The organism is Magnetovibrio sp. PR-2, from assembly GCF_036689815.1.
Taxonomy (GTDB): domain Bacteria; phylum Pseudomonadota; class Alphaproteobacteria; order Rhodospirillales; family Magnetovibrionaceae; genus Magnetovibrio.
Genome location: NZ_JBAHUR010000011.1, coordinates 129,489 through 138,285 on the forward strand (window position 1 = coordinate 129,489; position 8,797 = coordinate 138,285).

At 53.8% G+C, this 8,797-nt stretch carries 6 protein-coding genes; 5 read left to right on the forward strand and 1 reads right to left on the reverse strand.

From position 1 onward, the window contains the following. Position 1: 1 nt before the first annotated feature. The 5 genes from V5T82_RS13710 to V5T82_RS13730 all read left to right on the forward strand — a co-directional run bounded on the left by V5T82_RS13710 (position 2) and on the right by V5T82_RS13730 (position 5,851). The gene (locus V5T82_RS13710) at positions 2 to 1,336 is read left to right on the forward strand and encodes an efflux RND transporter periplasmic adaptor subunit (RefSeq protein ID WP_332896219.1); all 1,335 of its coding nucleotides are present in this window, start codon (positions 2 to 4) and stop codon (positions 1,334 to 1,336) included. Positions 1,337 to 1,345: 9 nt separating this feature from the next. Beyond that, positions 1,346 to 3,457: a site-2 protease family protein gene (locus V5T82_RS13715; protein WP_332896220.1), complete on the forward strand. Its 2,112-nt coding sequence runs from the start codon at positions 1,346 to 1,348 to the stop codon at positions 3,455 to 3,457. Positions 3,458 to 3,564: 107 nt separating this feature from the next. Further along, positions 3,565 to 4,506, forward strand: coding sequence for a 1,4-dihydroxy-2-naphthoate octaprenyltransferase (gene menA, locus V5T82_RS13720; protein ID WP_332896221.1), 942 nt, complete (start codon positions 3,565 to 3,567; stop codon positions 4,504 to 4,506). A 50-nt stretch (positions 4,507 to 4,556) separates the two neighbouring features. Beyond that, complete coding sequence (locus V5T82_RS13725) at positions 4,557 to 5,414, forward strand: bile acid:sodium symporter family protein (protein ID WP_332896222.1); 858 nt, start codon at positions 4,557 to 4,559, stop codon at positions 5,412 to 5,414. 5 nt (positions 5,415 to 5,419) lie between these two features. Beyond that, positions 5,420 to 5,851 carry a type II toxin-antitoxin system RatA family toxin gene (locus tag V5T82_RS13730; protein ID WP_332896223.1) on the forward strand — a complete coding sequence of 144 codons (432 nt, stop codon included), beginning with the start codon at positions 5,420 to 5,422 and terminating at the stop codon, positions 5,849 to 5,851. On the opposite strand, the gene V5T82_RS13735 is transcribed toward V5T82_RS13730, so the two are convergent. Beyond that, positions 5,848 to 8,475: a hemerythrin domain-containing protein gene (locus V5T82_RS13735; protein WP_332896224.1), complete on the reverse strand. Its 2,628-nt coding sequence runs from the start codon at positions 8,473 to 8,475 to the stop codon at positions 5,848 to 5,850. The two genes, V5T82_RS13730 and V5T82_RS13735, sit on opposite strands and share 4 nt — an antisense overlap. Positions 8,476 to 8,797: the final 322 nt, after the last annotated feature.

An 8,797-nucleotide genomic window follows, 5' to 3' on the forward strand; every position in this document is an offset into this window, starting at 1 on the left:
CATGACGGTTCCTACAGGTCAAAACAATGCGTACGTTTCGTTTCTTCAATTGGAACAAGAAGCCCGCAACGCCCCGACGTTGGACGCTCTAGGTTACGTCTTTGCAAACCGCATTCGCGATCTTGTGCCCATTCGCCAAGCTGTGGTGTTCACCATGGCGACACGCACCGGACCCAAAGTTCAGACCATATCCGACGTGCCCACCCCCGATGCGAACGCGCCGATGGTCCGCTGGTTGCAATCCATGGCGGCCGATATGCAAGACGATCCAAAATATAACCGTTTGCATGTTGTGGATGTGAACAGTTGGGGTGCGGCGAAACGTGACGCTGCTTTGCACTGGCTGCCGAACAATATATTGTGGTGTCCCTTTTTGGCTGAAGAAGGCCACGTCAGTGGCGGCATGTTAATTGCTTCAGACCAGGCGTTGTCAGAAATCGAACGCTCGTTGATTGAAAACCTCATGGGCGCTTGGGCACACGCGTGGAACGCAAAGCTGGGAACATGGGGGCGGCGTCGGCGATTGCCCTTAGGGCGCACAACGCAGATTGTTGCAGCACTTGCCTTGGCGGTTCAATTTATCCCGGTCACGCAAACGGCCTTGGCCCCGGCAGAAGTGGTTGCCAAAGACCCGGTTTTGGTCGCAGCACCCATGAACGGTGTGGTGGAAACCGTTCACATCGAGCCCAACAGCCATGTCAAAAAAGGCGATTTGCTGTTCAGTTTTGACGACACGGAACTGTCCGGCCAGTTAGATGTTGCACAAGAAGAGTTGCTGGTTGCCCGCACCTCTCTGCGCACCGCACGCCAGGGCGCGTTCCGCAATGCGGAGCGTAACGCCGAGGTGGCGGTGTTGGAAACACAGGTGAAACTTAGCGAGGCTGAGCGCAACTTTATTCACGCCCAAGTGCAACGCAAAGACATTTACGCCGAACAAGGCGGTGTTGCGGTGTTCCGCGATGTGGCGGGCCTGGAAGGGCGGCCCGTGACCACGGGTGAGCGGGTGATGTTGATCGCTAAACCTCATGAGACCAAACTGCAAATCGAATTGCCCGTCGCTGACGCCGTCGTGTTGGAGACCGGGGCACCTGTCCGCCTGTTTTTAGACCGCGACCCTTTGATACCGGTTGACGCCGTGTTGGCGTACGCGGGGTATGAGGCCGAAGTCACGTCATCGGGGGTGTTGAGCTATCGTTTGGTTGCGACGTTTGCAGATGGCACGTCACCGCGTATCGGTTTGCGGGGCATGGCGAAGATAGAAGGCAAAAAGGTATTCTTGTTCTTCTACCTGTTCCGTCGCCCCTTGTCGGCTTTGCGTCAATGGCTGGGCGTTTAGGAGTGGGCCATGACCACACAAGCCTTGCCACACCTGCGCGACGACTTGGAACTGGTGCCGGGACCTAAGGCCCAAAACGGCGTACCAAGCTGGACCATTTACGATCCGCTGCGCAATCGCTATTACCGCATTGACCAGATGGCCTTTGGCATCTTGCGCCATTGGGGGCTTGGAGATGTGAACAAAATCACCCAAGCCGTTGAACAGACAGCTCGTCTGCGGCCCCAGCCCCAAGATTTCGAATGGTTGGTGCAATTTTTGCGCACCAACATGCTGATTAAGCGTTCTTCCAAAGCCAGCGTTGACGAAATTGAAGAGATCCGCAACGCCTCAAAACTGTCTTGGGGCAAATGGGCGGTTCACAACTATCTGTTTTTCCGCATTCCGCTGGTACGTCCTCAATCGTTTTTGCAGGCCACCCAGCGCGTTGCGTTTGCATTCATGGGGCGGACCGCCCTTTGGGTTTTTGCGGTTCTGCTGATGCTGGGCGGGTACTTCTTGGTTGGGCAGTGGGATGGGTTCTTCACGACCTTTTTACACTTCACCACCGCCGAGGGTCTGGTGTGGTATGGGTTCGCGTTGATCGCGGCCAAGATTGTTCACGAACTGGGGCATGCCTACACTGCGGTGCGCTATGGCTGTCGTGTGCCGACCATGGGCGTTGCATTTTTGGTGATGTGGCCGGTGCTCTACACCGACACGTCCGACGCTTGGCGGCTAACGGATAGAAAACAACGCCTCGCCATCGGTGCGGCCGGCATGATCGCCGAGCTGGGTTTGGCCGTGGTGGCGACGATGCTGTGGAGCTTCTTACCCGACGGGCCTATGCGCAGCGCGGCGTTTATTACGGCGACTTTGACATGGGTGATGACCCTTGGCGTGAACTTAAATCCGTTCATGCGTTTTGACGGCTATTACTTGTTGGCAGATTACCTCGATGTAGAAAACATGCAAAACCGCGCCTTTGCCTATGCCAAGTGGTGGATGCGCGAGCGTTTGTTTGCGTTTGGTGAAGCCCCGCCCGAACCGTTTGGGCAGAGGCTTGGCAACGGCCTGATTGCCTATGCGTTCGCGACGTGGGTGTATCGCTTTTTCTTGTTTTTGGGCATCGCTGTATTGGTCTATGCCTTTTTCTTCAAGATTTTGGGATTGATCCTATTCGCGGTTGAAATCCTGTGGTTTATCGTGCTGCCCATCACCAAAGAGATCGGGGAATGGAAAAAACGGCGCACCGCGTTGACGTGGAACGCCAACTTAGTGGTGATGGTCACGGTTATCGGTTTTGGCCTGTTGGCTTTGGTGGTGCCTTGGCAGACGACGGTCAGCGTGCCTGTGGTGTGGGAAGCACAAGACCGTTCGCTGGTCTTTGCTCCGGTCCCGGGCGAAGTGCGTTCTGTGAACGTTGAGCGCGGACAATCCGTCAAAGCGGGCGATGTGTTGATGGTCTTATCGGCCCCGGACTTGGATCACAATTTGGCTCAGGTTAAGCGCAACATCGCCCTGTTGGAATTGCAAGCCCGGCGTGAAGCTGCGGGTTTGGAAGACGCACAAAACATTCAAGTCATCCGCAGGCGTTTGGAGCAAGAACGCGCCGATCGGGCCGGGTTGTTGGAACAGCATGCGAAACTCAGCGTGCGCGCGCACATTGATGGTCAAGTTCGCGATGTGATCGAGGCTTTACGCCCAGGCCTCTGGGTAGACGCGCGTACACCGTTAGTGCAAATCGTTGGCGAGGCGGCGTCTCAGGTCACGGGTTTTGTCAGCGATGCAGACATCCGCGCCATCAGCGGAGGCGCAAACGCCATGTTTTACGCCGAGGACCCAACGCTGTCGCCGATTGCGCTCAAGGTGCGCACGGTGTCGGATGTGAACACGTCGCAATTGGATCTGAAATACCTGGCCTCAATCCACGGTGGAGAAATTGCTGTGGAAGCCAACACTCAACAACAGCTGATCCCTTTAAAGGGTATCTATCGGGTCAGCCTAGACTTGGCCAACCCTGCCCCCCCCCCCAGCATGGTGCTGCGCGGCACGGCACATATTGACGCTGTCTCCGAAAGCCTCTTGGTGCGCGCTGTGCGCCGCGTATGGGGCGTGCTCATTCGCGAAAGCGGATTTTAATCCGGGCCTTTAAAACAAAGGGATCAACAACAAGCGGAAACTCTTTTTGGGATCGCCCTGAAGCGTGTTTATAGTGTGGTGAGAAGCGAACCAAATAGGGCGTAAATATGCAATCAGAGGACCGCGCTTTTTGTGATGACCTACAAGCCGACAAGCCCACTGGGCTGAAGCTTTGGTGGGTGGCCGCTCGTCCAAAGACACTGGGTTTGGCCGTCAGTCCGGTTATTTTGGCGACGGCGCTGGCTTTGCAAAACTCTGGCGAGATCGAGCACCTTGAAATTCCCTTTATAATTCTCCTGTGCGCGGTTGCCATTCAGGTGGGGACCAATTTATTCAATGACGAAGCCGATCATGCGAACGGCACGGATAATGCCAAGCGTCTGGGTCCGCCCCGTGTTACGGCTTCGGGCTGGGCCTTACCTCATCAAGTGAGGATTGCGGGATTTCTGGCCTTTTTCATCGCCCTGTGTTGCGGCATGTATTTGGCCCAAACAGGGGGCTGGCCCATTGCATTTGGCGGTTTGGCAGCTTTGTTTGCGGGGTACTTCTATTCCCATGGCCCTGCGCCCATTGCCCATACCCCAATGGGTGAAGTTGCCGTCCTGCTCTCTTTCGGTTTTTTTGCCGTGGGCGGCACCGTGTTCTTATTGATTGGGCATGTTCCCACTTCCACTTACCTGTGGGGTGGGGTGCTGGGGCTCCCCGCAGCAGCCGTTCTTATGCTCAATAACATTCGGGATATGGAAAGCGATCGGCGAGCAGGGCGACGGACTTTGGCGATTTTGATCGGTGACACTGCAGCTAGGCGGTTGTATGCGGTTGTTATGCTGGCACCGTTTGTCTTAATTGTGGGAGGGGTCGCGGTGGAAATCATCGGTCCAGGCGCACTGTTTGGGTTTGGGGCTTTTTTCTTTACCCTGAAAACCATCCGTGCGGTTAGGCGTTTGCCCAGCGCACCCCAACTCAACCCTTTATTGGCGCGCACTGTTTTGGGCCAAATCCTACTTGCGCTGAGTTCAGCGCTAGGGGTGGTGTTGATGCCGCTTTAAGACTTATGATACAGGCTCCATGAGAGCAAAGCGGGTTAAACAGCACACGGATGGATATCCTTCTTCCCCTTGGTCTGGGTTTAATTATGTTCGCCATCGGGCTTGGCCTGACGGTGGCAGATTTTACCCGTATCGTTCGCCACCCCCGGGCAATCGTTGTTGGTTTGCTCAATCAAATTGTTTTGTTGCCGATGATCGGCTTGGCGGTGTTGGTTGGCTATGATGGCCGTGTTGAGTTTGCCGTGGGGGTTATGATCCTTGCGGCGTCACCGGGTGGCATCACATCTAATCTACTGACGATTTTAGCCGGGGGAAGCGCGGCCTTGTCCGTTTCCATGACAGCCATCACAAGCGTGTTGAGCGTGGTCACTGTGCCGTTGATATTGGGTTTGAGCCAAGTTGTGTTGTTAGGCGAAGGCCAAGACATTCACATGCCCATCGGACAGATTATGGGCTCCGTCATATTGGTGACAGCCGTACCGATTGGGCTGGGTATGGTGCTTTTCGCGCGTTGGCCGGACTTGGTTCAAGCCGTTCACATGCCTGCACGGCGAGCTGCAACGGGCATCTTTGCGATCATCGTCGTGAGTGCCTTTATTGGGCAAATGGATAACATCGTTCAACACTTTGCGGAGATCGGCCCACGCCTAATAGCCCTCAATATCGCGACCATGGGATTGGGTCTGTTCACGGCTTTGTCCCTTGGCTTAGGGCATGCGGATCGTGTCGCCATTGCGATGGAGTGCGGGTTGCAAAATGCAGCTTTGGCGATTTTTGTGGCTGTCACGGTGTTGGGAAATCCCGTATTGGTCGTTCCCGCAATTACCTATGCCTTAATTATGAGTGTAACGGCGGCGGGTTTGATTGCTTGGGTACGTCGCACCAAAAAAACAGTGGCGGCGGAGTAGGGGCCATGACACCCATTCACCTCCATCGCCGCGTTCCCTATCGTCCTGAACAGTTGTTTGAAGTCGCTGCCGATATCAAAGATTATCCGCGTTTCCTCAAAAACTGTGTGGCGACCAGAATTGTCAAACAGGACGGTGATGTGCTTTGGGTTGACAACGTGTTTCGCTGGGGACTTTTTCCGTTTCGGTTTCGCACCCGTGCCGTGCTGAACCAGCCTCATCGGATCGACATCGAAACCGTAGACGTTGAAACACCTTCATTTAGATTGTCTTGGGCCTTTTGGCCGAAGGGAGCCCTGACAGAGGTGCAATTCACGATGGCTGTGGATGTTGCCCTGCCGATCCTAGGGCACATGGTCTCTGATTCAGTGCGCACAGAAGCCGAAGTCATCGAAAAGGCATTTCTCAGGCAGGTTGAACAACGTTATAAAACTTAGATGCTGAAATTCATCATCGACTTTTGGTAGCGGGCATAGCGGAAGTCTTCACCTAAGATGTGGAAGGTGATCCAGGACATGAAGAAGCTTCTGAATTCGGCGTGAGAGATTCGTTCTCCGCCCAAAATGCGCGTCCGGATGGTTTCAATATCAGTGATCAAGCGCACGTGCAGACCACCGTGATGATCGAGTTGAGGGTAATGGATGCCCGACAAAAAGGTTTCTTCGTTTTCGAAGTGTTTTTCACTGGCCTCGATCAAGTCGCTGAGTGCTTGAACTTGAGCCTCCTGTCCGTCAGCGCCCAAGTTGAGGTTTTCCATGACCTTGTCAGCTAAGTGGAAAAGGTTTTTGTGTTGGCTATCCATCTCTTTGATGTCGAGCAGATAATCGTCGCCCCATTCAAACGTATGACCGAGCTGATCGGTGTGGATAACCAGATCATGTATGCGCCGTTTATAGATGTTGAGTAGCTTCCAGCGAACCACCGGGATTGCGGACAGCTGGTCAGTCGACAGGCACAAAACATCCACATCTCCATCTGCAACGGCTTGATAGACCGGGCGCACGCCAAATAAGATAAAGGTCTCGCCCACACAGTCTCCGGCTTCGGCAATGCCTTGTTCTCGTCCGTTGACAACCAACTTCAAACACCCACTGCGGATCAGATAAAGATTATCTCCGCGATCCCAATTCAGGCTCTCGCCATTGGAAACCTTCAGCTCGGACGCTTCACTCACCAACCCAGCTAAGGTATGGCGGGAGATGTTGTCATTGAAGATGTGATTGCGCTCCATGAACAAGCGCATTGGCAACAAAGCTGGATCACCCAGATGCAGGTAGCCTTGATCAAACAGGTTCGCAAACGGGGCGCGCGGTAGGTAAATGGCCGTGACAAAACTGGTTGAGCGATATGTTGTGTTTAGGGGCTCTTGGTTCAAAAACGAATCTTGGCCGATGATATAGCCCGCCGACAGTTGTGCTGGTTGGCTGCCGTCATTGGCAAGACGTTCGACTTGGCCTGAGATCAACAAAATCGGCGCTTCACAAATGGTGCCTTCTTTCACCAAGAAGGTCTCGGGGTTGAACTGAACCACTTTGCCGTTCATCAAAGATTGGAGGTTGTGGGATTCCAACTTCGGGAAATAGAGCCGCAAATGGCGCGCCGTATTCTGATAGATATATTCCTGGCTGCCGACGATCAGGTTGTCCAATGTGCCAAATGGTGCGCCCTCACCGATGTTGCGTTCTTTTTCCGTGAGCGGTGATGCGCGGTGTGCCAAGACGATTTTGGGGGAGCGGTCATTGATGAAGTCATCGGCTTCGCCATGGATCATGCCGCCGCCGATATCGATCTTTTTGATGCTCGCCGTTTCTTCATAGGTTTCTTTCACACGGTCAAACATCTCTTGCGAAATGCCCGGTGCGTCGTCGTCTTCGGTGACGAAACTTTGCAAGACTTTATAGGATGTCGTGTCCGCCAAGTGTGCGTATGTTTTATAGCCCTCGCTGTCCATGGCGCGGAACAACAGGCATGTGTTTTCGACCGGGTGCGGGGAAAATACGGGCTTTACTTCTAGCCCGCGTACCGGGTTCCATTCACCTTGTGCCAAATCGACGAATTCAAAAAAATGGTCGAACTCGGACTCATCCATGCTCATCAAAGCCGATAGTTTTTTCAACGCCGATGCGCGCACCAACGTGGTGGATAAAAATTTGATCGGCTTTTCGGTGCGCATCAACGTTGTGATGCCGCAAAAATGATCGTCGTGTGCGTGGGTGAGGAACAGGCCTTCGACTTCGGGAATGCCGATGCCCAAAGATTTGAGCGTGTTTTCTATATTGGGCCCGGCATCGACTAAATAGATGCGTCCTTGGTACATGACGATAGACGACATGGTCGGGCGGTTGACATCCCAACCATCGCCATCGCCGGAATGGATGACGGTAAAATATTCGCGCTCCAGAGCATGAAAGCCTAAGTTATAGGGCGGTTCATAGCGCGTGCCGGGGGCAAGGTTTAGGTCAACCTCAACCGTCTCACCTGCATAAGAAATCTCGAAGACATTGGATTCGACGCGTTGGATGTACACGGTGTTGCGCACATGGGCGATGTCATCTTCAACGACGCAGATGTCCAATATTTCGCGTGGTGATTTGATGGCCCCGAACGCAAACTTCAACTTCAAACGCATGAGGTCTTTGGCTTCGCTGGGGCTGGCCCCGGCAGAGATCAACTCCTCTTCACTGATGAGGCCATAGTTGCCGCGAAAGATATAGTCGACCTGGGCACGAGTCTGGACCTCGGACCCGATCAACATCGGTTTCACGCCCCGGTTGCCCGGGTGGCCGGGAATGATCATGCCTTGGCGATAGAGCATTTGTAGGACCGGGAATTCGGCCAAGTTGCTAAACCGCCCATTTTGCGTCGCCGTGTCGGACAGCAAAATGGCGTTCGGGCCGGTCTCGTAAACGACCTCGTTTTCTTCGATCGAATTGATAAAACCGCGCCGGATGAGGTGCTTTACACTATCTTCGGGAGAGCCACACAAGATCCGCACGTCGGCCTGTGGGATTTCAACCCAGAAGATTCCGTTATCAACAACGGACTTTCGAATGTTGAGCATATTTTTTGCCCTACTGGATGCACATCTGTTTTAGGCTTTGTTTGTTGTTTTTTTGTCTGTCTAATTCAGCATACCATTCGATCCCCTTCACGGCAAATGCAGGGGCGGAAAATAAAAAGGGCCCCTTCATATAAGGGGCCCTTTTCTATTGGTTCAGGGGAAGATGAGGGGGGAGTGTGCCTGTGCGTTATGGCACGAAGGTTCATCTAACCCACTTCACCAAAAGCGGGGAATGTTTCCAAGATCCAGTTTGAGACTTCGGCTAAGGAACCTGTGAATATGGCGATGCCGGTGACGATGAGGAGCACGCCGATGGACAGTT

Excerpts from the sequence above, each read along its gene's own strand:
- V5T82_RS13735 (WP_332896224.1), bottom strand. The coding sequence starts at position 8,475 with ATGCTCAACATTCGAAAGTCCGTTGTTGATAACGGAATCTTCTGGGTT.
- V5T82_RS13710 (WP_332896219.1), top strand. The coding sequence starts at position 2 with ATGACGGTTCCTACAGGTCAAAACAATGCGTACGTTTCGTTTCTTCAA.
- V5T82_RS13715 (WP_332896220.1), top strand. The coding sequence starts at position 1,346 with ATGACCACACAAGCCTTGCCACACCTGCGCGACGACTTGGAACTGGTG.
- menA (WP_332896221.1), top strand. The coding sequence starts at position 3,565 with ATGCAATCAGAGGACCGCGCTTTTTGTGATGACCTACAAGCCGACAAG.
- V5T82_RS13730 (WP_332896223.1), top strand. The coding sequence starts at position 5,420 with ATGACACCCATTCACCTCCATCGCCGCGTTCCCTATCGTCCTGAACAG.
- V5T82_RS13725 (WP_332896222.1), top strand. The coding sequence starts at position 4,557 with ATGGATATCCTTCTTCCCCTTGGTCTGGGTTTAATTATGTTCGCCATC.